Genomic DNA, 21,165 nt, shown 5'->3' on the forward strand with positions numbered 1-21,165 from the left:
GGGAGTGGTGCACCGTCCTCAACCCCGCCGGCGGCCCAAAGCTCTCCTTCCAGATCGAGGACAACTTCGAGGCTCCCGCCTGGCCCGAGCAGCCGGGGAGGCAGCAGATGATGATGCACCTTGACCTCAAGGTCGAGAATCTCGAGCAGGCTGCGGCTCACGCCAAGGAGTGCGGAGCGCGGAGAGCCGACTTCCAGCCTCAGGACGACGTCATCGTCTTCTTCGACCCGGCGGGCCATCCCTTCTGCCTCTTCGAGAACTGATCCAATCCAGCTTTGGTCCCGCTGTGAATCTCCCTCCGACTGTCTGTGGATCGGAATTGAGAGCGGTGTGTCGGGGGATGATGAAGTCATGAGCAACATGTATCCCCCCGTTCCGCCGACCCCGCCCAACGCTCCCCAACCGCCAAGGACGCGTCGCGCCGTGGTGATCGGCGCCGTCGTCCTCGGTCTCGCGGGCGCGGGGAGCGCGGCGGTGTGGGCTGCGGACCAGAGCGGTAGCCCGACACCGTCGCCCTCGGCCAGCGCAAGCGCCCAGCCGGGCAAGCACATGGGCAAGCCGGGAGCCGGGCAGGCAGGCGCCGAGACGCTGCACGGGCAGATGACCGTCAAGAAGCCGGACGGCTCGATCGAGACGGTGTTCGTCCAGCGCGGCACCGTGACCGACGTCAGCGACACCAAGCTGACCGTCAAGAGCGACGACGGCTTCACGCGGACCTACACGCTCAACGGGTCGACGAAGTTCGTGGGACAGGGCCAGCCGAAGGGCGCAGCCATCAAGTCAGGCGACGTCTCCAAGGGCGACACCATCATGGTGCGCGCGGTCCAGAACGGCAGCGACTACGTGGCCGATCAGGTGAAGAAGGGCCCGTTCGTGAACAAGCAGGTGCGCCAGAACCCCGGCCAACACCGGCAGAAGGGCCAATCGGGTACGCCGTCTCCAAGCCCCTCGAAGGTTTCCCCCAGCCCGTCGAGCACGTCATAGGCGGCCGGCCAGCTCCCGCACATCGATCGCTCGATCTGGTACGACGTCATTCGTGAGTGCGTGCGCGATCAGCACGGCAGTGCCCCGCCCGGCGAACTTTCTCAGTTCGTTGGCGATCACCCCGATGCTATCCGCATCCACTCCGTTGAAGGCTCGTCGAGCACAGCGAGATCGTAGTCGCCGATGGTGTTGATGAGGTACCAGAGCTTCTTGGCGGTGCCAGTGGAGAGATTGAACTGCTCCGCGCCGACAGCAATGAGAAGAGTGAGAACAAGGTATCCCGAGATGAATGCTGCCAATCCAATGAAGAGCGTCGCCGCAGCGAGGACCCATGTGAGAGCGCTGGGCGACAGGCTCCATCCCATCGTCACCAAGAATCTGACACGTTCGAAGGCGATGGCGGCCGAGAGGCTCTGGGGCCATTACAGCCGATTCTTCGGGGTGGATTGGGCGCGTTCCGCGTCTTCGAGGAGGCCCACGGAGAGTCGGAATGAGGAGAACATTCGCACAGGGTAGGGTCGGCAGCCCCGGCAACATCCACTCGAGGTGCAATTGTGCCCACGAACAGGGGCATATTGAATGTCCTCATGAAAGCCCTGTACAAGTCTGGCCCCCACCCGGGGTTCGAGCTGGTCGAGTTGCCGGAGCCGAAACCCGGTCCGGCCGATGTGAAGATCCGTGTTCTCGCGACCGGGATCTGCGGAACGGATCTGCACATCCAGTCTTGGGACGCTACAGCCCAGGCAATGATCACTGTCCCTCTGATTCCGGGCCACGAGTTCTACGGGGAGGTCGTGGAGGTCGGGGATGAGGTGCGGGACGTGCGGCCGGGGGATCGCGTGTCCGGCGAGGGGCACATTGTGTGCGGCATCTGCCGGAACTGCCGGGCCGGGCGGCGGCAGATGTGCATCCACGTCCAGAGCGTGGGTGTGCAGCGCGACGGCGCGTTCGCGGAGTACGTGGTGATCCCGGAGACGAACGTCTGGGTCCACCACGATGCCTCCGTCACCCCGGAACTCGGGGCGATCTTCGACCCGTTCGGCAACGCGACCCACACAGCGCTGAGCTTCCCGCTCGTGGGCGAGGACGTGCTCATCACGGGCGCGGGTCCGATCGGGCTGATGGCGATCTCGGTGGCCCGTCACGCGGGAGCGCGGAAGATCGCCATCACCGATGTTTCCCCGCGCCGGCTCGAGCTGGCTCGGCAGATGGGGGCGGACCTCGCGGTCGACGTCTCGGCAATGACCGTCGCAGAGGCCCAGCGCGAGCTCGGCCTGGTGGAGGGCTTCGACGTGGGCTTCGAGATGTCCGGGCGACCTTCGGCGCTGCAGGGGATGATCGAGAACATGAACCACGGTGGTCGGATTGCGCTGCTGGGGCTGCCCGCCGAGGCCGCGCAGATCGACTGGGGCAAGGTCGTCACCCACATGCTCACGCTCAAGGGCATCTACGGGCGCGAGATGTTCGAGACCTGGTACGCGATGAGCGCGATGCTGTCCTCGAACCCAACCCTCCACCGGAACGTCGCCGCTGTGGTCACCGACGTTCTGCCAGCCGATCGCTGGGAGGAGGGGTTCGCCGTCGCCCGCTCTGGAAGCGGCGGCAAGGTGGTGCTGGACTGGTCGGGCGTCTGAGCCGCGAAGCGCAAGGACGCCGAGGAAAGGGAGAACATGTTCGCAGGAGTCAGGGAGCAGCTCGCCGGTGAGCTTGCCGAGATCCGCCAGGCGGGGACGTTCAAGGAGGAGCGCCACATCGATTCGCCGCAGGCCGCCCACATCCAAGCGGGGCCGCTGGGGGCTCCGGCGGGGGAAGTGCTGAACTTCTGCGCGAACAACTACCTTGGCCTGGCGGACCACCCGGAGCTGATCGAGGCGGCCAAGAAGGCCCTCGACGAGCGCGGCTTCGGGATGGCCTCGGTCCGGTTCATCTGCGGAACTCAGGACGCGCACCTGGCCTTGGAGCGGCGGGTCTCGGAGTTCCTCGGCACCGAGGACACCATCTTGTTCTCGAGCTGCTTCGACGCCAACGGCGGCGTGTTCGAGGCGATCCTCGGACCGGAGGACGCGGTCATCTCCGACGCCCTCAACCACGCGTCGATCATCGACGGGATCCGCCTGTGCAAGGCGGCCCGGCTCCGGTACGCGAACCGGGACATGGGCGAGCTGGAGGCGCGCCTGAGGGAGGCCGCGTCGATGAACGACGGCGTGGGCGCGCGGCGGACGCTCATTGTCACAGACGGCGTCTTCTCGATGGACGGCTATCTCGCGCCCCTGCGGGAGATCTGCGATCTGGCCGAGCGGTATGGGGCGATGGTCATGGTGGACGATTCGCACGCGGTCGGGTTCATGGGGGCCACCGGCGCGGGCACTCCCGAGCACGCCGGGGTCTCCGACCGGGTGGACATCTACACGGGCACATTCGGCAAGGCCCTCGGCGGTGCCTCGGGCGGGTATGTCTCGGGCCGGGCCGAGATGGTCGCGACCCTGCGCCAGAAGGCCCGCCCGTACCTGTTCTCGAACTCGGTGGCGCCGATGATCGTCGCGGCCACCCTGCGCGCGCTGGACCTCGTGGCCGAATCGGGCGAGCTGCGCGCGCGGCTCTTCGAGAACGCGGCGCAGTTCCGCCGTCGGATGGCCGAGGAGGGCTTCGAACTCCTCCCCGGGGAGCATGCGATCGTCCCGGTGATGTTCGGCGATGCGGTCCTCGCCGGCCGTATCGCCGCAGAGATGCTCGCCCACGGCGTGTACGTCACGGCGTTCTCGTATCCCGTCGTGCCCAAGGGCAAGGCGCGCATCCGGGTCCAGCTCTCCGCGGCGCACACTCCCGAGGACATCGAGACAGCGGTGACTGCCTTCGCCGCGGCCCGCGACGCCGTCGGCTCCTCCGACGCTCACAGGTAGGGTGGGCCCATGGTCACCATGGACAGCACCAACGACGTTGATGTCCTCATTGTCGGCGGCGGCATTGCCGGGCTTTCCTTGGCCGCCGAGCTTGCCGGCGCCTGCAGGGTCGCCCTGGTCGAGGCGGAGCCCAGCCTCGCCTACCACACGTCTGCGCGCTCGGCCCAGCAGCTCATCCCGAGCTATGGGCCCGCTCCGGTGCGAGAGCTCACTCGCCGGACCCTCACCCGGCTCGCCGACGCGGCGGACGACGACGGACGGCGGCTCGCGTGGCCCAGCCGCTTCATGCTCGTGGGCACCAGGGCCGAGGTCGCGGCGGAGGCGCACGCCGGGATGGATGCGCTCTCGCCCGAGGAGGCCCGGAAGGTTGCCCCTGTCCTGAGGGAGGGGGCCTTCGAGGCGGCGGCGCTCGACCACGATTCCTGGCGCACCGACGCTCCGGCCCTTCTGGCTCATCTCGAGGCGAGGGCTCGGGCGGCGGGCGTGAGGATCCACGTGGGCAGCCCCGTCCACACGGCCCAGCGCGTCGGAGAGGGCTGGCTCGTGGGCGCGGGGGCGGAGGGCTTCCATGCGAGAAACGTGGTCAACGCTGCCGGGGCGTGGGCGGACGACGTCGCGATCCTGTTCGGGGTCGAACGGCTGGGCCTCCAGCCGTTCCGCCGGACCGCGGCACTTGTCTCCCTCGCCGAACCCCTGAGCCCGGACACGCCCATGGTGGCCGCAGCGGACGACACCTGGTACTTCCGGCCGGACGCGGCCGGCGCCCTTGTCTCGCCCTCCGAGAGCGAACCGAGCCGAGCCGAGGACGCGATCCCCCGTCCCGGCCACATCGAGCGCACCCTCGAGCTCATCCGAGCGGTCGCCGACCTCCCGGTCACAGGAATCGTCCGCGCCTGGACGGGCCTTCGGACCTCGCCCGCGGACGGACTCCCGGTCCTCGGCTTCGATCCAGAGGCCCCGGGGTTCTTCTGGCTCGCGGGGCAGGGCGGCTACGGCTTCCAGACGTCGTTCGCGCTCGCCGAGGACGCCGCCGGACAGCTGCTGGCGGGCGCCGATGCGCTCAGGAGCGGGGCGCATCCGGTATCCGAGACGGAGCGCGCGCTGGATCCGCATCGGCTGTCGGTGCGCCGCTAGAGGATGGGTTCATGACCCTCCTCATCGACAACATCGGCGAGCTCTCCACCCAGGATTGGGGGGACGGGAGCGACGAGGCGATTGCCGCGAGCGTCCTCCGTGATGCCGCCGTCGTGCTCGACGGCGAGCGGATTGCCTGGGTGGGTCCGTCGTCGTCCGCTCCTGCCGCAGACGAGCGCTACGACGCCGAGGGCCGCGCTGCGCTGCCCGGTTGGGTCGACTCCCACAGCCACCTCGTGTTCGCCGGCGATCGGACCGAGGAGTTCGAGGCCAGGATGGCCGGGCAGGCTTATGCCGCGGGCGGCATCGGGGTGACGACGACGGCGACCCGCGCCGCGTCCGACCGCGAGCTCAGGAGCCTGCTCGCCTCGCGGGTGGCCGAGGCGGTCGCGGGCGGGACCACGTATCTGGAGACGAAGACGGGCTATGGGCTCGACGTTGCGAACGAGCGCCGCAGCGCCGAACTCGCGGCGGAAGCCGTGGACGAAGTGACGTATCTGGGGGCCCACCTTGTGCCGGCGGGCGCGGACCCCGAGGAGTACACGGAACTCGTCTGCGGGGAGATGCTCGAGGCCGTGCGGCCGTTCGTGCGATGGGCCGACGTGTTCTGCGAGCGCGGAGCGTTCACCGAGGACCAGTCGCGCCGGGTGCTGCGTGCATGCCGTGACGCAGGCCTCGGGCTCCGCGTGCACGGGAACCAGCTTGGCCCTGGCGCGGGCGTGCGCCTCGCGGCCGAGGTGGGAGCGGCGAGCGTGGACCACGTGAACTTCCTCGACGACGCCGACGTCGATGCACTCGCCGAGACCTGGGCCGGGTGGGGTGGCTCCTCGTCCTTGGACGGGGCGGGAACGGTGGCGACGGTCCTTCCCGCGTGCGACCTCTCGACGCGGGCTCCGCTCGCCCCCGCGCGCCGGCTCCTGGGCGCCGGGGTCCAGCTCGCGATTGCCTCGAACTGCAACCCGGGCACGAGCTACACGAGCTCGATCGCGTTCTGCGTCACCGCGGCCGTGCTGCAGATGGGGCTGAGTGTCCAAGAGGCCGTGCGCGCGGCCACGTTCGGCGGCGCCCTTGCCCTGCGCAGGCACGTCGGACGCGACGACGACGGGCAGAGGGCGGTGGGCTCGATCGCCGTCGGGCACCGCGCCGACCTCCAGCTCCTCGACGCGCCCTCGGCCACCCACCTCGCGTATCGCCCGGGGATGCCGCTCACCCACGCGGTGTGGAGGGTGGGGGAGAGGCTGCGCTAGTGCTGGATTAGGGCAGGATTGATGCATGCCCGATGCACCCGCCGTCGTCCGTTCCGGCTCCCGCACGCGCTGGCGAGCGCAGCTCCTCATCGTCCTGGGCCTGTCCCTCGGCCAGTCGGCGGTGTACTCGGTGGTGCAGCTGCTCGACAAGGCGACCCAAGCCCCGCTCTCACAGGGAACATCGACCCTCAACCGCTCGCTCAGCCAGCGGGAGTACTTCGATCTGGTCTATCAGCTGCTGGACATCGTGTTCTCGCTCGTGCCAGTGGCCCTCGCGCTGTATTTCGTGTGGGAGGCGGTTGGAAGGGGATCGTGGACGCGTCCGTTCCGGCGTCTCGGCCTTGATCTGCGCAGGCCGGGCCGGGATGGGCTCCTCGGCGTCGGCCTGTTCCTCGCGATCGGCATTCCCTCCCTGGGCCTGTACTGGCTTGGCCGCACGCTCGGCATCACGACCTCGATCATTCCCAGCGGCCTCGACCAGTATTGGTGGACCGTGCCAGTGCTCATCCTCTCGGCCATCCGGCACGCGCTGCTCGAGGAGACGATCGTCGTCGGCTTCCTCCTCGGCTGGCTGCGGCGCCTGGGGTGGAGCACGACGGCGGCAGTTGCCACGAGCGCGATCCTGAGGGGCAGCTATCACCTGTACCAGGGAATCGGCCCGTTCGTGGGGAACGCGATCATGGGCTTGATCTTCTGCTGGGTCTACCGTCGCTGGGGTCGGGTCATGCCGCTCGTGATCGCGCACGCGCTCTTGGACGTCGTCGCGTTCGTGGGCTTCAGTCTTGTGGGGAAGGCGATCGGCCTTGGGTGAAAAGTGGCCACGCAACGAAAGAGATCTGGCCACGCGTCCCTTAGGACCCGTGGCCAGATCTCATGTGACCCGTGGCCAGATCTCACGCAACGCGTGGCCAGATCAGATCGTGACGAAACCGCTTCCCGTGTCGAACGTGACCGACATGATGCCGGGCGTGCCCTTCGGCGAGACCCACTCGACCTCGACGTCCTCGAGCGGCTTCTCGACCGGCTCGCCGAGCCACTCGGTCACGCGCTCGGCAGAACCGGCGATCGTGAGCTTCGTGACGGAGACAGTCCCGGGGTAGGCGTTCGACGGGTGCAGGCCCGGATCGCCCTCCCACTTGAGCATGTATGGCACCTGCGGATCGGCGATGAGACCGAGGATGCCGATCTGCTTCCACACGAGCTCGCGCCCGTCGGGGAACTTTCGATTGCCGGGAACGGCCTTGCGGCCGAGGCGCTCTTCGAACGGAACGAGGTCGTCCACCTCGACGCACCAGCCCATCCATCCGCCACCGGACGCAGACCGGGCGCGAACGGCCTGGCCGAAGGGGGCCTTGTCCGACGCCGGGTGGTCGAGGACTTCGACGACCTCGAGGTAGTGGTGCCCGGTGAGCGGGATGATCATATTGCGGGTGCCGAACCGAGGGTGGACCCCGCCCTTGACCGCCTCGACTCCGAGCGCGCTGGCGATCCTCTCCGTTGTGGCCGCCAGGCCGTCGGGCTCGCAGGCATAAGAAACATGGTCCATACGCATGCAGTCATCTTGGCACTTTGTGACTGGCCTCTCAGCTTAGGCTTGCCTTACTTGGCGGAGGCAAGCGGGAGCGTCACTTCCATCGTTGTTCCGCTCGCCCCCGTCTCCACGATGCGGACGGTTCCGCCGTTGCGGACGGCGATCTCCCGGACGAGGGCCAGCCCGATGCCGTAGCTCCTCCGAGCGTCCAATCGAGGAGCCGCGCTACCCCGCGAATAGCGTTCGAACACCCGCTCCGGGGCCGGTCCGGCGATGCCGTGCCCCGTGTCGGTCACGGTGAGGACGGCGGTTCCGCGACCCCCAGCCGAGCGCGCGCCGACTCCAACCGAGATGCGGCCGCCTGCGGGGGTGTACTTGATGGCGTTGTCGGTCAGGGCGACGACGACGCGCCGGAGCGCTGCCGGGGCGACCCCGACCAGGATCGGCTCGGCGGGGACGTCCGCCGTAAGGGCGATCGCCCGCTCTCGCGCGAGGACGGCCAGATCGTCCACGACGTCCTGGGCGAGCCCGGCGAGGTCTGTGGGCGACGCGGCGGCATCGGGTCCCGATCCGGCGATTCCGCGCAGCAGATCCTCGATCACCGTGGCCAGAGCGGCGGAATCGCTGCGAAGCTCGGCAAGGATCGCTGCAGCCTCGCCGTCGGAGGCCAAGCGCTTCTGGGCGAGCTGGATACGGGTGTCAAGGACTGCGAGCGGCGTGCGGAGCTCGTGACTGGCATCTTGGACGAACCTCCGCTGGAGGGCGAGGGCCTCGCCGAGCGGTCGCACCGCCCGCCGGGCGCTCAACAGTCCGACCACTCCGCCCAGGACGATCCCGGCAATCCCGCCGACCACGAGGACGCCCAGGACGTCGACCGCGTCGAGAACCACCTGCGGCTCGGCCCGGTTGAGGTGCGCGAGCACTTCGGCCGGCTGGGTCTTCACCCAGAGGAACACGCCGGCTGCCCCGAGCAGGAGGATGACGACGACGGCGACCGCTCCCGCGATCTGCAGCCCTACGCGGAATGCGGCGCGGCGGACGGCTGCCTCGTCTGAGTTCTTCGGCGGCCTCACGAGGCGGTTTCCGAGCGGGAGTTTCATTCGAGGGTCCCGAGTTGATAGCCGAGTCCGTGAACGGTCCTGATCACTGAGCGATCCGTCTTCTTCCGCAGGTAGTGGACATACGTGTCGACTGCGCCGGGAGTGTCGCCGGCCTCGAACGCGACGTCGAGCAGTTCGGTGCGCGAATGGACGCGGTCAGGTTCGCGGGCGAGCGCGGTCAGGAGCGCTGCCTCCGTGGCCGAGAGCTCCACGCGATGGCCGTACGGAGACGAGAGCATTCGCGCAGCCGGGTCGAGTTCCCACGAGCCGATCCGCAGCGGGACGGTCCGGGGCGTCTCGTAGGTCCGCGTCATGGCACGGAGGCGGGCCGCGAGCTCGTCGGCATCGAAGGGCTTGACCAGATAGTCGTCCGCCCCGGAGTCGAGGCCTTCGACTTTGTCCGGAACGGTGCCGAGGGCCGTGAGCATGAGCACGGGGGTGGCGATGCCCCTGGCCCGGAGGGCCTTGACGAGCTCCACCCCGTCCACGTGGGGAAGGCCGCGATCCACAACCATCGCCTCCCACGCTCGTTCCATAGCGAGCCGCAGCCCTTCGCGGCCGTCAGGGGCAAGCGTCACATCGAAGTCCGTGCCGAGGAGCTCGGCGACGAGGGGGCCGAGTTGACGGTCGTCTTCGACGAGAAGCACGCGGGGCCGGGGGGTCACAATAGGCCGGGGAGTCACGATGGCCAGTCTGCACGTCAGTCCGCGGCCGGCTCCAGCTCCGGCTCGGCCTTGGCAGAGGCATTGGGGGAAGTTGCCTGCGTCTCCTTGGCCTTGCCGCGCTGCCGCAGCATCTCGATGCCGATGGGCACCACCGAGGCGAGGACGATCACCACCGACAGCACGTCGATGTTCTTCGCGATGAACTCGACGTGTCCCAGCCACACGCCCAAGAGCGTGACCGAGACCGCCCACGAGACAGCGCCGAGCACGTTCCAGGCGAGGAACTTCCGGTACGGGTACCGCGCTGCGCCCGCGACCAGCGGGGTGTAGGTGCGCACGATCGGCACGAAGCGGGCGAGGACCAGGGCGCGGCCGCCGTAGCGGGTGAAGAACCCCTCCGCGCTCTCCAGATGGCTCAGCTTGAGGATCCGTGCGTCCTCCCGGAACCACTTCCGTCCGACCGCCTTGCCGATCATGTAGCCTGCCTGGTCGCCGGCAATGGCGGCCACCATCACCACAAGGATAAGGACCGGCAGGGACAGGCCGAGCTGCACGTGCAGGAGGCCGACCGTGAACAGCAGAGAGTCGCCGGGAAGGACGGGAACAGGAGCCCAGATTCGATGAAGACGATGAGTCCCACGACGCCGAGGACCCAAGGTCCGGCGTCGACGAGAAGTGAGGTGGGGTCGAGCATGGTGGTCCTTCCGGTCAGCGGTACTCGAGGCGCGTCACGAAGGGCACGCGGGCGAGGATCGGTGGCGCGAAGCGGTTCCAGAGGCCGCACCAGAGGATGATTCCGGCGATCGAGGCGGGGAAGGAGGCGATGACGTCGATCGGGTAGTGAACGCCCACGTACACGCGCGAGACCGCCACGAGGCCCGAGACGATCATGCCGACGACGAGGACCCAGATGCCCCAGCGCTTTTCGCGGAACAGGAAATAGAGCGCGATCGTCAGGGAGACCGCGAAGCAGACGTGTCCGCTCGGGAAGCTGTTGGGGTCCATATCGGGGGAGAGCGGGTTGGCCAGCAATGTCGGATCCGGGCGGTGACGATGCACGGCGTACTTGAAGATGAGGCTGTAGATCCACCCGAAGGCGCTGATCGAGGCGACGGCCAGCGCGTCGATGGGGGTCCGGCGGACGAACCACAGGATTGCGATGAGCACGAGCAGGATGACGATCGCGCCCGAGGGTCCAAGGATCTTCTCGACCGCAAGTGAGATGGTGTTGAGCCACCCGACGTGCTGGGTGCTCATTGTCTGGTTGATGGCCAGCTCGCTGCCGGTGATGGCCGAGGTCGAGGCGACGAATCCGAGGACCAGGACGACGACGCTCATCGCCACCGGGGTGATGATCCAGTGACGGAGGGTGGGCAGAGTGGCCAAACGGCTGCGCGGAGGCCGCGCGGGAGGTGCGCTGCGCGCGGCGAAGTCCGAAGAGGTCATGCATCTATCCTGCCCTGCCGGATCTAAGACGGTTCTAAGAACCGCTGAGAGGCCGCTGGAACGGTATGATCGTTCCGATTTCCGAGATCGCTTGTGACCCGCCTCACTTCACGAGGGGCTGAAGGAGCGTCACCGGCACGATCGTTCCGGTAGGAGGCGAAGTGGTGGGCGACACCATGGCGAGGATCGCGGCGGCAGTCCGCGACCGCCGTCGCGCGCTCGAGCTGACCCAGCAGGACGTCGCCGATCTCGCGGGTGTCTCCGAGCGTTTCGTGCGCTTCGTCGAGCAGAGCAAGCCCAGCGTCAGGCTCGATGCGCTGGCCGCGGTCCTCGATGCTCTCGGGCTGGCCCTCGACGCGGTGCCGAGCCAGAAGATGAGCCACAAGGCCATGCCATGACCCGGCATCGGTTCGCCGACGTGTACAAGGGCGGCGTCCTCGCGGCGCGGCTCGAGCGCATCGAGGGAGGGACGCGATTCTCCTATCTCCCCGCCTATCTCTCCGCCCGCGGCGAAGCAGTTGCTGTGACCCTCCCGCTCAGCCCTCGCCCCATCGACACGCCAGCGGGAGCCGTCCCGCCGTTCTTCACGGGGCTCCTGCCCGAGGGCCGACGGCTCGCGTCGCTGCGTCGCGCCGTCAAGACGAGCGCCGACGACGAGTTGGGCCTCCTTATGGCGGCAGGGGCGGATCCGGTGGGGGACGTCCAGATCGTGCCGCATGCCGAGCCGCTTGAGGCCGAGGCGAGGGACGCCGAGCACGCCGTCGAGTTCGACGCCCGGCGCCCCCCGGATTTCGCGGCCCTCGTGGACGATCCGGCGCTCGTGGACCCGAAGGCGCTTCCGGGCGTCCAGGACAAGGTCAGCGCGGGCATGATCTCCCTCCCCGCGGTCCAGGACGAGCGCCGGTACATCCTCAAGCTCAACGCGCCCGAGTTCCCTCACGTGGTCGAGAACGAGTTCCTCATCTACCGCTACGCCGCCAGGCTGAGACTGCCGCTCAGCAGGGTCGAGCTCGTGCGGGACGTCGCAGGGCGCCCCGGCCTCCTCGTGGAACGCTTCGACCGCCCAGTCAAGCCGAACGGCGGCACCGGCCGGCTCGCGGTCGAGGACGGCTCCCAGCTTCTGGGGCTCTACCCCGCGGACAAGTACAACGTCAGCTACGAGGAGCTGTGCCACGCGCTGGCCGCGCACTGCGCCGCGAGACTGCCTGCGCTGCGGAACCTCGCGCTCCAAGGCGCGTTCGCGTGGCTTGTGGGCAACGGCGACCTGCACGCGAAGAACGTCTCGGTGGTGCAGGGCCTCACGGCCCCGGGGGAGTGGAGCGTCGCGCCCGTCTACGACATCCCGTCCACCGTCCCATACGGCGACAGATCCTTGGCACTCCCGCTTGGCGGCAAGCGGACTGGGATCTCACGCCGGCACTTCCTGGCCTGGGCCGCCGAGCTGGGCCTTCCGCCACGCGCCGCGACCGCCGTCGTCGACCTCGCGCTCAAAGCCGCGGGTCCGCTCGTGGCGGCGCTCGAAGCGGACGACGGCGGCGCCTCGCCTTTTTCCGCTGCAGTCACCCGCGCGTGGGTCAAGGAGCTCAAGCACCGCCGCCGGCTCTTCGAGGGCTGAGCCCGTTCTTCACAGACGGTCACACACTTGTCGGCGTCAAACTTCGGCCTCTTACACTCGCATCAGGTCATGAGCGCCAGCGTCAAACCCCGGTTTGCTGGCCGGCAACCCTCCCGCTGCGGCGGGGTGCCCCGGGTGAGGACCTGGTCCGGCGAGAGTCGCCGGTCAAGTGCAGCGCAAAGGAGATTGCTATGTCCGGCAACCCCCAGTGGTCGTTCGAGACCCGCCAGATCCACGTTGGTCAGACCCCCGATTCCGAGACCGGAGCGCGGGCCCTGCCGATCTACCAGACCACCTCGTTCGTCTTCCCGAGCGCTGAGAGCGCGGCCAACCGCTTCGCCCTCGCGGAGCTTGCGCCCATCTACACGCGCATCGGCAATCCCACTCAGGATGCCGTCGAGCAGCGCATCGCGAGCCTCGAAGGCGGCGCCGCGGCCCTCCTGCTCGCCTCGGGCCAAGCGGCCACGACGTATTCGATCCTCACCGTGGCGGAGGCCGGCGACCACATCGTGGCCAGCGCGAGCCTCTACGGCGGAACGTACAACCTGCTCAAGCACACGCTCAAGAAGTTCGGCATCGAGACCACGTTCGTGGTCGACCCGGACAACCTCGAGGAGTGGAAGGCGGCGGTGCGGCCCACCACGAAGGCGTTCTTCGCGGAGTCGATCTCCAACCCGCGCCAGAACATCTTGGATCTCGAGGCCGTCGCGGCGATCGCCCACGAGGCCGGGGTCCCGTTCATCGTGGACAACACCGTGGCGACTCCCTACCTCCTGCGCCCGCTCGAGCACGGGGCAGATGTGGTGGTGCACTCCGCGACCAAGTACCTCGGCGGGCACGGCGCTGCGATCGCAGGGGTCATCGTGGACGGCGGCACCTTCGACTACGCGCAGGATCCCTCCAGGTTCCCTGGCTTCAACACGCCGGACGAGACTTACAACGGGCTCGTGTTCGCCCGCGATCTCGGCGTCAACGGGATCCTCGGCGCGAACCTTGCCTACGTCCTCAAGGCGCGCGTCCAGCTCCTGCGCGACCTCGGGTCCGCAGTCTCCCCGTTCAACGCCTTCCTCATCGCCCAAGGCCTCGAGACGCTGAGCCTCCGGGTCGAGCGGCACGTGGAGAACGCCCTCAAGGTCGCGCAGTGGCTCGAAGCGCGGGAGGACGTGGAAACCGTCGCATACGCCGGCCTCCCGTCGAGCCAGTGGTACGCCCTGGGCCAGAAGTACGCGCCGCGGGGAACGGGTGCCATTGTCTCGTTCGAGCTCGCGGGGTCAGCTGGCCTGTCCCCGGCCGACGCCGGCAAGCGGTTCGTCGACGCCCTGACTCTGCATTCCCACGTGGCCAACATCGGTGACGTCCGCTCGCTCGTGATCCACCCGGCGTCCACCACGCACGCCCAGCTCTCCGAGGAGCAGCAGCGGGCGGCTGGCGTCACGCCCGGGCTCGTCCGCCTGGCCGTCGGGATCGAGAACGTCGACGACATCCTCGCCGACCTCGAGGCCGGCTTCGCAGCCGTGGCAGCCTCCGGCACTGCGAGCGCCGAAGCTGCCGTCCCCGAGCCCGTCGCATGACAGTGGCTGATCCGCTCGCAGCAACTGCGGTTCCCGCAGCCCCGGGCACTGACACTCCCGTCCACCGCGACGGCGTCGTCCGTGCCGTCCAGATCGGCGCCCTCCAGCTTGAGGCAGGCGGGGCCCTCCCTGAGGTAGAGCTCGCCTACGAGACCTGGGGAAGCCTCAACGCCGACGCGTCCAACGCCGTGCTCATCCAGCACGCTCTCACGGGCGACACCCACGTGGCGCAGGGGCACGGGCTGGAGCCGGGCTGGTGGGACGCGCTCGTGGGCCCCGGGAAGCCGGTGGACACGAACCGGTTCTTCGTGGTCGCGGCGAACATGCTCGGCGGCTGCTACGGCAGCACCGGGCCCAGCTCGTCTGATCCGGACGGCCGTGCCTGGGGCTCCCGCTTCCCCTTCGTGACGATCCGCGACTCCGTGCGGGCCGAGGCGCGTCTGGCGGATCGGCTGGGGATCCGTCGGTGGCACGCCGTCCTGGGCGGTTCCATGGGCGGCGCGCGCGCCCTCGAGTGGGGCGCGACCTACCCGGATCGGGTGCGGCACTGCGTCGTGGTCGCCATCGGGGCGTACAGCACGGCGGAGCAGATCGCGCTCGCCCAGGCCCAGCTGCTGGCCATCCGTCAGGACCCGCATTTCCGCGACGGCGACTACTACGGCGGGCCAGCCCCCGTGGCGGGGCTGGGCCTGGCCCGCCGCATCGCCCACATCAGCTACCGGTCCGAACCGGAGTTCAGCTTCCGCTTCGGCCGGCGGGGCCAAGGCGCCGAGAATCCGCTCGAGGCTCCGGCCGGGGCGGCGTCCCGCGGCAGGTATCAGGTCGAGAGCTATCTGGACCATCAGGCGGACAAGCTCGTGCAGCGCTTCGACGCGAACAGCTACGTGATCCTCACGGAGGCGCTGATGAGCCACGATGTGGGCCGGGGGCGCGGCGGGGTGCAGCGCGCGCTGGCTTCCGCCAAGGCAGAGTTCTTCCTCGCGGCCGTGAACTCGGACCGGCTCTACTTCCCCGATCAGAGCGAAGAGCTCGCGCGCGCGCTGCCGGGAGAGGTGCCTGTCCACACCATTGACGCGAAGATCGGGCACGACGGCTTCCTCACCGAGATCGGCCAACTCGGCCCGGAGCTGAGGCGGAAGGTTTTCACGCTCTGACCCTGGCTCGGCACCGCTTGTGCCCCGCACACAGCGATTCCACAGGTTCCGCTCCTTGAAGGCACAAGCGAAGGGTCCATTCTGGGTAGTACACCAGAGAGGAGGCCGAGATGAGCCAGAACATTCGTGAGACAGGGCGTCGTCGGGCGCGCGTGGCCGCTGTGGCGATCGGGGCCTCCAGTGTCCTGGGGGCCGCCGCCATCGCCGCAGCGGTCTACGCGCCGTCGGCCATCCAGAACGTGTCGGACACCTCGGGCAGCTCCGGCGGGAGCACCTCGTCCGACTCCAGCGGCACCCAGCAGTATCAGCCGTCGCACCAGGGTCTCCAGTCGTCCCGAGGCGGAGGCGCGTTCGGCCATTCTTCGGGCTCATGAGATGGCAGTAGCCGTCGATTTCGAGGCCTTCACCTGCTCCTGCCGCCTAGCGGTCTCCGCCGAAGCGGCGGTAGAACCGGCCCTCGGTCACGTCCAGTCGTTCCTCCGCAGCGTTGACGAGGCGTGCAGCCGCTTCCGCCCCGACTCGGAGCTCAACGCGCTCCAGCGCCGCGGCGGCGGGAAGGCCAGTCCGCTCTTGGCCGCGCTCGTCCGGACCGCGCTCGCGGCAGCGGAGCGCAGTGAAGGCGACGTCGTTCCTACCCTTGGAGCCGAGCTCGCCGAACTCGGCTACGGACCCGCGGTCGGGAGCGCGCTCCCCGTGAGCGAGCGCGTCCTGCCGGCGGAGAGCTGGCGCGGAGTGCGCGTGGACGACGACGGCGTGCTGACGATTCCCGCGGGCGTCGCCTTGGACCTCGGCGCCACAGCGAAGGCCGCTGCAGCCGATCAGGCCGCGCGAGAGGTCCAGGAGCGCTTCGCAACGTCGGTCCTCGTCTCTCTGGGCGGCGACCTCGCGACCGCTGGGCCTGACCCTTGGGAAGTCTTCGTGCAGGATCTTCCCCACGACCCGTCGACCCAGGTGCAGCTCTCGGGCGGATGGGCGATGGCGACGTCGAGCACTCAGAAGCGCCGCTGGCGCTCGGGCTCGTTCGAACGACATCACATCCTCGACCCTCGCACCTCGCTCCCCGCCGCCCCGGTTTGGCGCAGCGTCTCCGTCGCCGCGCCGGACTGCGTGAGCGCGAATGTGGCGAGCACGGCCGCCGTCGTCCGTGGAGAGCGCGCGATTCCCTGGCTGCGCAATCTCGGCTACCCGGCGCGGCTTGTCCGCGAGGACGGACGGGTCCTGGAGCTCAGCGGGTGGCCTGCCAAGGAGCTGCAGCCATGAACGAGATCATGTGGGCCTTCGGGCGTGCGAGCGGCATCGTGTCGCTCCTGTTGTTCACCCTCGTGGTCGTTCTGGGAGTGGTGAGCCGTTCGGGCCGACCCCTCGGGGCACTCCCGCGGTTCTCGGTCGCACTCCTGCACCGCAGCACGTCGCTCATCGCGCTCACCTTCCTGGTGCTCCATGTCGGAACGCTCATGCTGGATCCGCACGCAAAGCTCTCGCCCCCTGACGCCCTCGTTCCATTCATCGCCGGCTGGAATCCCTTCTGGGTCGGGCTCGGAACGGTTGCGCTCGATCTGGTGATCGCGCTTGTGGTGACGGGGCTCCTGCGCCGACGCATCGGCGACCGAGTCTTCCGCGCCATCCACTGGGCCGCCTATGCGATGTGGCCGCTCGCGTTCGCCCATGCGCTCGGATCGGGCACCAACGCCGGGGACCTGTGGTTCCAGCTCTTCGCGTGGACCTGTGCGGGAACCGTTGTCTCCGCGATCGCCTGGCGCGCGAGCGCGGGCTTCGCGGAGACCGCGGCCGCGCGAGCACGTCACGCTGGGAGCGGCCGCGTCGGAGATCCGCGGCTGAGGGGGGAGCGATGACGGAGATGACCGTGGACCCGCCGAGGCTCGGGACAGGACGGCTCTTCGCCGCGGCCACCCCTAGCCTCGAGGCGCACGAGGAGACCTTCGGCCCACGGCCGACCGGGTGGCACCGCGAGCCGCTCCTCGCCGAACTGGAAGCGTCTGGTCTGACGGGGCGAGGCGGCGCGGGCTTCCCCGCCTACCGCAAACTTGCTGCCCTCCGCGGCACCTACCCCGTCCTCATCGCCAACGGAGCCGAGGGCGAGCCCCTCAGCCGGAAGGACGCAGCATTGCTCAGGCATGCCCCGCACCTCGTCCTCGACGGACTGCTCACCGTGGCCGAGGCGACCGCGGCCTCGGAAGTCTTCGTGTATACGACGGCGGAATCGCTGCCAAGCGTCGCCACGGCACTCGGCGAACGCCGCGACGCTTCGAGGGTGCGGCTGGTCGAGGCTGACGAGGCCTTCATCTCAGGCGAGGCATCCGCCGTCGTCAACGCCCTCGAAACCGGGGTTGCCGTGCCGCGCGACAAGCCGCTGCCGCTCAGCGTATCGGGCTACCACGGGCGCCCCACCCTCCTCCACAACGTCGAGACCCTCTCCCAGCTCGCTCTCGTGGCCCGCTACGGCGCCCCGTGGTTCCGCAGCGCCGGCGCAAAGGACGATCCCGGCACCCGCCTCTTCAGCCTCGCGGGCGACGTTCCCGCCGAGTCCGTGTTCGAGGCGGCCGGCGGCACGACGATCCGGGACCTGCTCATCGCGGGCGGCGCCGATCCCCACGGGATCGACGCGGTGCTCGTCGGCGGCTTCTTCGGGGCCTGGGTCCCGGTTGATGGCTTCGACCTGCCGCTGACGGCCCGCGCGCTCGCGCAGTTCGGAGCAAAGCCCGGAGCAGGGGTGCTCATGGCCTTGGGACGCGGGCGCTGCGGTCTCGAGGTCGCAGCTGCGGTCGCGCGCTACCTCGCGCAATCCTCGGCCCGACAATGCGGGCCCTGCATGTTCGGCCTTCCTGCCATGGCCGGTATTCTGGAGCGCATCGCCGGAGGCGAGCGGACGCCGTGGCTCGCTGCCGAGGCTGAGCGGCTTGCCGGAGTGGTGACGGGCCGGGGGGCCTGCCACCATCCAGACGGGACAGCCGGGTTCGTGCGGAGCTCGCTGCGGATCTTCCGGCACGAGGTCCAAGCCCACCTGTCCGGCGCCTGCACGGCCAAGCGAGCTCCGCACGAACCCGGGACGGGCTATCGAGGAGGCCTGGGGTGACGAAGACCAGAACGCAGCTCGAGCTCCACATCGACTTCGCGCAGTGCGACGGACGCGGCCTGTGCACCGAGCTCCTGCCCGAGCTGTTGGTCCGCGACGACTGGGGCTACCCCATGTCCCGGAGCGCATCGAGCGTCCACGGCAGCCGTGACGTCCGCGTGCCGGAAGGCCTCGCGGAGGCCGCGCAGGACGCCGTCGAGCTCTGCCCGGTCCAAGCGCTCATGCTGCGGCGCGTCAGCCGCGCATGACCTCATTCCGGGCCTTCATGTACTCTTCGAGCGAGATCTTCTGGTCCGTGAACTGCTGATCGAGTTCTGCGAGCTTGCGCGCGCGGTAGCCCTGCGGTTCGCTCGTGGGAACCGGAGGAGGAACGGGCGACGGCGCCGCCTGGGGTTCCGCTTGACCGGCGCGCTTCTGCGGGACAGGCTCCTGCTGGCCCGGGAACGTCCCGGGTGGAATGGGCTGCTGCCACCATCCACCGCCCGCAGGCGGAGGTATCTGCTGGCCCTGGTTCTGGCCCGTCTGCTCCCTCGGTGGCGGCGGGGGAGGGAACCCACGGGGATAGGGGTTGCCTGGGTAGCCGCCGTACCGGTTGTAGCCGCGGTCGCGCGGCGGGGTCCGCCGGCGCGAATCCTGGCTCATCCGGCGCAGGATGATCGGCACCACCCACGCGAAGATGACCACGAAGAAGAACCAGCTCATGACGCCTCCTACTCAAGCCCTTGCCGAAGCTCGGCATCGGACGCCGCCACGGCGTCTCCCGAGCCCAAGGGGACGCCCGCGCCGAACACGGGCTCCGCCGTCGGACGCTTTGCGGACAGGCCGTCCCCGCTCGACTTGTGGCGGATTCGGCGAATGACCCAGGGCACGAAGTACTCCCGCGCCCACACGAGGTCTTCGGCGCGGGCGGTGCGCCACGAACGGCCGGGCGCGGCCGCCGGTTCCATCGGGGAGAGGTCGTGCGCCACGTTGAGGGCCTCGAGCGCCATGATCGCGATGGTGTGGTGGCCCAAGGGGGAGAAGTGCAGCCGGTCGCTCGCCCACATCCGGGGATCGGAGAGCTGCCGGAGGCTCCACATGTCGGCGATGATCGCGTCGTGCCGGGCGGCGACGGTGCGGAGGTTCTCGTTGTAGATCGCGACCTTCCCGCGGATGGCCGCGAGGACTGGGGTTGAGCCGATGTCGGGGCCGTTGAAGAGCAGCACCGTGGCCCCCGAGTCGGCAAGCTGCCCGACGGCGGTGTCCAGCTTGACGGCCAGGGCGTCCGGATCGCTTCCAGGCCTCAGCAGGTCGTTGCCGCCGGCGGAGATGGAGACGAGGTCTGGGGCGAGGGCCAGAGCAGGCTCGAGCTGTTCGTCGACGATCTGCTGCAGGAGCCTGCCGCGAATGGCCAGGTTCGCGTAGGCGAAGTCGTCCTGCGTGCGGGAGAGCTCCTCGGCCAGCCGGTCCGCCCAGCCGCGATGTCCCCCGGGCGAATCGGGGTCTGGGTCTCCGATCCCTTCCGTGAAGGAGTCCCCGAGGGCGACGTAGCGATGCCAGGGGTGACGCGCCGCCCCTTCGGCGAGTTCCGTGTCCCGTTGGCTCGTTTGGGTCATCTCACTGCTCCTGAGTCTCTCTATCGGACGTTAACGCCAATCGTGGCGTTCCTGTGCCCGAAGAGCCTTCACGTGATAGTTGATGCTTCAAGTATGTGCCACAATGGAGTGCATGACTGAGGCGCAGACCACCCCACGCTATCCCGAGAACTACCCCGAGCCCCAGGGCCTGTGGAGCCGGCCCGAGGGCGAGCGCTCGGGCACGCCCCTCATGGTTCTCCTGCACGGCTATGGCGCGAACGAAGCCGACCTCATGGGGCTCGTGCCCATGCTGCCCGAGGAGTTCACTGTTGTCTCGCTTCGCGCTCCCCAGACTCTCGCGCCCGGGGCGTACCAGTGGTTCCCGCTCATGGCCTCGGAGGATTTCGACTTTGCCCAGGTCAAGGCGGCGAGCGAGTACGTGCTGGAGTGGCTCGACGGGATCAAGGGACAGCATTCGTCCGTGACCCTGCTCGGCTTCTCCATGGGAATGGCGATGGCCACCACCCTCCTGCGTCGGCGCCCGCGGGATTTCGCGGCCGTCGTGGGCCTTTCAGGCTTCGCGATCGATCCCGCGGCGGGAGACCCGACCGGCGTCGGGACGCGTTACTTCCACGACGCCGAACTCGACGGGACCGTGCCCATGTTCTGGGGCCGCGATCAGGCGGATCCGGTCATCACCCCGGACAAGGTCGCCTACACGCTGGACTGGGTGCGAGGCCATGTGGACCTCACGAAGATCGCATACGAGGGGATCCGCCACAGCATCAGCGTCCCTGAGATGGCGCACGTCGCCGAGTTCCTCAATCTCAAGGTGCTCGCGCCCGCCCAGCGCTAGCCGCGCGCAATCAGGCGGACGCGCTCGCCATTGACCTCGACCACGTCGCCTGCCGTCAACTGCCGCCCGCGCCGCTCCTCGATGTCGCCATTGACCTTGACCAGGCCGTTGCGGATGAGCTCCGTGGCCTCGACCCCGTCCTCCACGAGCGAGGCGAGTTTGAGGAGCTGTCCGAGCCTGATGGTGCCTTCGCGGATTTCGACGTCGTGCATGCCGTTCACTCTATGCGCCGGGACCGCTGGTGCGCCGGTACGCTTGACTCTGGACATCACCGGACCGCACCCAGCGGCCCTGATCACTATGGAGGACATG

Annotated in this window: 26 protein-coding genes and 1 riboswitch; of the genes, 17 read left to right on the top strand and 9 right to left on the bottom strand. The window is 69.0% G+C overall.

Translation table 11 applies throughout. From position 1 onward, the window contains the following. A partial coding sequence (locus ACTHL9_RS16345; RefSeq protein ID WP_440520337.1) for a VOC family protein occupies window positions 1–263 on the top strand: 263 nt, incomplete at its 5' end. Window positions 264–351: 88 nt separating this feature from the next. After that, window positions 352–984, top strand: coding sequence for a hypothetical protein (locus tag ACTHL9_RS16350; protein ID WP_440520338.1), 633 nt, complete (start codon window positions 352–354; stop codon window positions 982–984). Between the two features lie 116 nt (window positions 985–1,100). On the opposite strand, the gene ACTHL9_RS16355 is transcribed toward ACTHL9_RS16350, so the two are convergent. Beyond that, complete coding sequence (locus ACTHL9_RS16355; protein WP_440520339.1) at window positions 1,101–1,349, bottom strand: hypothetical protein; 249 nt, start codon at window positions 1,347–1,349, stop codon at window positions 1,101–1,103. A 222-nt stretch (window positions 1,350–1,571) separates the two neighbouring features. On the opposite strand from ACTHL9_RS16355, the gene tdh reads away from it, so the two are divergent. Genes tdh through ACTHL9_RS16380 form a run of 5 tightly spaced genes read left to right on the top strand, consistent with a single transcriptional unit; the run spans window position 1,572 to window position 7,076 of the window. Beyond that, complete coding sequence (tdh, locus tag ACTHL9_RS16360; RefSeq protein WP_440520340.1) at window positions 1,572–2,618, top strand: L-threonine 3-dehydrogenase; 1,047 nt, start codon at window positions 1,572–1,574, stop codon at window positions 2,616–2,618. Between the two features lie 36 nt (window positions 2,619–2,654). Next, complete coding sequence (locus ACTHL9_RS16365) at window positions 2,655–3,884, top strand: glycine C-acetyltransferase (protein ID WP_440520341.1); 1,230 nt, start codon at window positions 2,655–2,657, stop codon at window positions 3,882–3,884. 9 nt (window positions 3,885–3,893) lie between these two features. Continuing rightward, entirely contained in the window at window positions 3,894–5,018 is a 1,125-nt protein-coding gene (locus ACTHL9_RS16370; RefSeq protein WP_440520342.1) for an NAD(P)/FAD-dependent oxidoreductase, read from the top strand. A gap of 11 nt (window positions 5,019–5,029) precedes the next feature. Further along, the gene (gene hutI, locus ACTHL9_RS16375; RefSeq protein ID WP_440520343.1) at window positions 5,030–6,265 is read left to right on the top strand and encodes an imidazolonepropionase; all 1,236 of its coding nucleotides are present in this window, start codon (window positions 5,030–5,032) and stop codon (window positions 6,263–6,265) included. 25 nt (window positions 6,266–6,290) lie between these two features. After that, window positions 6,291–7,076: a CPBP family intramembrane glutamic endopeptidase gene (locus ACTHL9_RS16380; protein ID WP_440520344.1), complete on the top strand. Its 786-nt coding sequence runs from the start codon at window positions 6,291–6,293 to the stop codon at window positions 7,074–7,076. 102 nt (window positions 7,077–7,178) lie between these two features. On the opposite strand, the gene ACTHL9_RS16385 is transcribed toward ACTHL9_RS16380, so the two are convergent. From ACTHL9_RS16385 to ACTHL9_RS16405, 5 genes are all read right to left on the bottom strand, one after another. Continuing rightward, the gene (locus ACTHL9_RS16385; RefSeq protein ID WP_440520345.1) at window positions 7,179–7,817 is read right to left on the bottom strand and encodes a VOC family protein; all 639 of its coding nucleotides are present in this window, start codon (window positions 7,815–7,817) and stop codon (window positions 7,179–7,181) included. Window positions 7,818–7,864: 47 nt separating this feature from the next. Further along, complete coding sequence (locus ACTHL9_RS16390) at window positions 7,865–8,896, bottom strand: sensor histidine kinase (protein WP_440520346.1); 1,032 nt, start codon at window positions 8,894–8,896, stop codon at window positions 7,865–7,867. Next, on the bottom strand, window positions 8,893–9,579 hold the full coding sequence (locus tag ACTHL9_RS16395; protein WP_440520347.1) for a response regulator transcription factor: 687 nt from the start codon (window positions 9,577–9,579) through the stop codon (window positions 8,893–8,895). Before ACTHL9_RS16395 ends, ACTHL9_RS16390 begins: the two co-directional genes overlap by 4 nt. Window positions 9,580–9,596: 17 nt before the next feature. After that, window positions 9,597–10,115, bottom strand: a complete 519-nt coding sequence (locus ACTHL9_RS16400) for a DedA family protein (protein ID WP_440520348.1) — start codon at window positions 10,113–10,115, stop codon at window positions 9,597–9,599. A gap of 154 nt (window positions 10,116–10,269) precedes the next feature. After that, window positions 10,270–11,007 carry a phosphatase PAP2 family protein gene (locus ACTHL9_RS16405; protein WP_440520349.1) on the bottom strand — a complete coding sequence of 246 codons (738 nt, stop codon included), beginning with the start codon at window positions 11,005–11,007 and terminating at the stop codon, window positions 10,270–10,272. Window positions 11,008–11,168: 161 nt separating this feature from the next. Between ACTHL9_RS16405 and ACTHL9_RS16410 the strand changes: the two genes are divergently transcribed. The 9 genes from ACTHL9_RS16410 (at window position 11,169) to ACTHL9_RS16450 (ending at window position 18,689) form a co-directional block, all read left to right on the top strand. Then, window positions 11,169–11,405, top strand: coding sequence for a type II toxin-antitoxin system Y4mF family antitoxin (locus ACTHL9_RS16410; protein WP_440520350.1), 237 nt, complete (start codon window positions 11,169–11,171; stop codon window positions 11,403–11,405). Beyond that, the gene (locus tag ACTHL9_RS16415; RefSeq protein WP_440520351.1) at window positions 11,402–12,622 is read left to right on the top strand and encodes a type II toxin-antitoxin system HipA family toxin; all 1,221 of its coding nucleotides are present in this window, start codon (window positions 11,402–11,404) and stop codon (window positions 12,620–12,622) included. Before ACTHL9_RS16410 ends, ACTHL9_RS16415 begins: the two co-directional genes overlap by 4 nt. A gap of 65 nt (window positions 12,623–12,687) precedes the next feature. Further along, window positions 12,688–12,800: riboswitch (SAM riboswitch) on the top strand. Window positions 12,801–12,813: 13 nt separating this feature from the next. Then, window positions 12,814–14,193 carry a bifunctional o-acetylhomoserine/o-acetylserine sulfhydrylase gene (locus ACTHL9_RS16420; protein WP_440520352.1) on the top strand — a complete coding sequence of 460 codons (1,380 nt, stop codon included), beginning with the start codon at window positions 12,814–12,816 and terminating at the stop codon, window positions 14,191–14,193. Beyond that, on the top strand, window positions 14,190–15,347 hold the full coding sequence (gene metX / locus ACTHL9_RS16425; RefSeq protein ID WP_440520353.1) for a homoserine O-acetyltransferase MetX: 1,158 nt from the start codon (window positions 14,190–14,192) through the stop codon (window positions 15,345–15,347). The genes ACTHL9_RS16420 and metX overlap by 4 nt, the downstream gene beginning before the upstream one ends. Window positions 15,348–15,457: 110 nt before the next feature. Beyond that, on the top strand, window positions 15,458–15,721 hold the full coding sequence (locus tag ACTHL9_RS16430; protein ID WP_440520354.1) for a hypothetical protein: 264 nt from the start codon (window positions 15,458–15,460) through the stop codon (window positions 15,719–15,721). 1 nt (window position 15,722) lies between these two features. Further along, entirely contained in the window at window positions 15,723–16,607 is an 885-nt protein-coding gene (locus ACTHL9_RS16435) for an FAD:protein FMN transferase (protein ID WP_440520355.1), read from the top strand. After that, on the top strand, window positions 16,604–17,200 hold the full coding sequence (locus ACTHL9_RS16440) for a ferric reductase-like transmembrane domain-containing protein (protein ID WP_440520356.1): 597 nt from the start codon (window positions 16,604–16,606) through the stop codon (window positions 17,198–17,200). The genes ACTHL9_RS16435 and ACTHL9_RS16440 overlap by 4 nt, the downstream gene beginning before the upstream one ends. Next, on the top strand, window positions 17,197–18,441 hold the full coding sequence (locus ACTHL9_RS16445; protein ID WP_440520357.1) for an NADH-ubiquinone oxidoreductase-F iron-sulfur binding region domain-containing protein: 1,245 nt from the start codon (window positions 17,197–17,199) through the stop codon (window positions 18,439–18,441). Before ACTHL9_RS16440 ends, ACTHL9_RS16445 begins: the two co-directional genes overlap by 4 nt. Then, complete coding sequence (locus ACTHL9_RS16450) at window positions 18,438–18,689, top strand: ferredoxin (protein ID WP_440520358.1); 252 nt, start codon at window positions 18,438–18,440, stop codon at window positions 18,687–18,689. Before ACTHL9_RS16445 ends, ACTHL9_RS16450 begins: the two co-directional genes overlap by 4 nt. Here the strand turns inward: ACTHL9_RS16450 and ACTHL9_RS16455 are convergent. Next, window positions 18,676–19,143 (bottom strand): hypothetical protein, encoded by a 468-nt coding sequence (locus tag ACTHL9_RS16455; RefSeq protein WP_440520359.1) that lies wholly within the window; start codon window positions 19,141–19,143, stop codon window positions 18,676–18,678. The genes ACTHL9_RS16450 and ACTHL9_RS16455 overlap by 14 nt on opposite strands. Before the next feature lie 8 nt (window positions 19,144–19,151). Next, window positions 19,152–20,036: an SGNH/GDSL hydrolase family protein gene (locus ACTHL9_RS16460; RefSeq protein ID WP_440520360.1), complete on the bottom strand. Its 885-nt coding sequence runs from the start codon at window positions 20,034–20,036 to the stop codon at window positions 19,152–19,154. Between the two features lie 112 nt (window positions 20,037–20,148). Here ACTHL9_RS16460 and ACTHL9_RS16465 point away from each other — a divergent pair, with 112 nt between their 5' ends. After that, window positions 20,149–20,853, top strand: coding sequence for an alpha/beta hydrolase (locus tag ACTHL9_RS16465; RefSeq protein WP_440520361.1), 705 nt, complete (start codon window positions 20,149–20,151; stop codon window positions 20,851–20,853). Here the strand turns inward: ACTHL9_RS16465 and ACTHL9_RS16470 are convergent. Then, window positions 20,850–21,065 (bottom strand): RNA-binding S4 domain-containing protein, encoded by a 216-nt coding sequence (locus ACTHL9_RS16470; protein ID WP_440520362.1) that lies wholly within the window; start codon window positions 21,063–21,065, stop codon window positions 20,850–20,852. The two genes, ACTHL9_RS16465 and ACTHL9_RS16470, sit on opposite strands and share 4 nt — an antisense overlap. Window positions 21,066–21,165: the final 100 nt, after the last annotated feature.

This window comes from Sinomonas sp., from assembly GCF_051955515.1.
GTDB lineage: Bacteria > Actinomycetota > Actinomycetes > Actinomycetales > Micrococcaceae > Sinomonas.